Here is a 1,265-nt window from a genome sequence, read left to right on the forward strand (position 1 = left end):
GGCCAGTAACAGACTAGGCATTCTCATCCAGGAAGCGGATCTTAGAACTGGCCAGTAACAGACTAGGCATTCTCATCCAGGAAGCGGATCTTAGAACTAAACGTTTTGAAGAACCATCAGTCATTTTCGTTGTGGCAAAAAGTAAAGAAAAAATACCAAAACAGTACCAACGGATCGTTCCGGCTGGGTTATTTGCGTGTATCCGATATAACGGAGAATTACTATGGAACCGAAGCGAAAGCTTGAGTAAAATATTTGATTATCTTGATGAAGGTGGTTATCAAATTACCGGCGATGCGCTGCAAATTATGCATGTTGATATTACGATCACAGATAAACCAAACGAGATTACCTTTGAAATTCAAGTTCCCGTTCAAAAGGTCTGACCTATTTGCGCAGGACAAATGTTTATTTGTATGGTTTAGACGAAAGATCTACCGAGATACATCACGTTATTCCAATAAAATACGGTGGAACTAACGCATTTCAAAATCTATTTCCGCTTCCTGTAAAAATACACCGTAATGAAGTTAACACTTGGTGGAAAAACTACTAATTAAGGAGATTAACTATATGCCATTTATTAATCAAACTTTAACAAGTTTTTAAAATAGATTAGATGAAGACTTAAGTATGATTATTTCAGGTCCCGAAGGAGAAAATTCGAATATTGTTTGTTCCTTTAATAATCCGGCTACTAAAGAACAAATAGAGGAATTTGAAAAGAAAACAGAGTGGATTTTACCGGAAGACTACAAGGCTTTCTTATTTATTCATAACGGTTGTATGCTTTTTGAACATATAGACGAAGATGGTGACAATGTAGGCGGAGGATTATGGCTTCATTCTTTAGAAGAAATCGAGAGTGCATATAAAGATATGCAAGCGGATGAGCCAGATAATCCCCTACCTTTTATTCCTATAGGTAGCGTACTAGACGGAACTTTGGCTATAAGTATTAAAAAACTCAATGCTAAAGAACCAAATTATTTACTTAATTTCGACATACCTTCTGAAGAATTTTCCGAAGACGAAGACATTCAACTTAACTTCGAATTGTTTCTTGATCGATATATTATTTCTCAGGGGAATGATTTTTGGAACTGGACCACTTATACAGCTGAAAATTATTATAAGCTATAGACAAAAAGCGGAGTGTTATTCACACTCTGCCTTTTGTTTAGGCTGTTTTTTCAAATGCTTAAAATAAAGCAACAAAAAAAGATAGTAAGTTTAACCCTTTCTATCTTTACTTTTTTTTAGGC

The 1,265-nt window shown here is 35.3% G+C and carries 3 protein-coding genes; all 3 read left to right on the top strand.

Annotated features, from left to right (window positions below; translation table 11 throughout):
- Window positions 1-131: 131 nt before the first annotated feature.
- On the top strand, window positions 132-386 hold the full coding sequence (locus AC1DUW_RS29480; RefSeq protein WP_477644259.1) for a GyrI-like domain-containing protein: 255 nt from the start codon (window positions 132-134) through the stop codon (window positions 384-386).
- A gap of 26 nt (window positions 387-412) precedes the next feature.
- On the top strand, window positions 413-556 hold the full coding sequence (locus AC1DUW_RS29485) for an HNH endonuclease signature motif containing protein (protein ID WP_236695014.1): 144 nt from the start codon (window positions 413-415) through the stop codon (window positions 554-556).
- A gap of 77 nt (window positions 557-633) precedes the next feature.
- Entirely contained in the window at window positions 634-1,143 is a 510-nt protein-coding gene (locus tag AC1DUW_RS29490; RefSeq protein WP_083450769.1) for an SMI1/KNR4 family protein, read from the top strand.
- Window positions 1,144-1,265 lie beyond the last annotated feature (122 nt).

It is taken from the genome of Peribacillus sp. P4_C12, assembly GCF_056402095.1.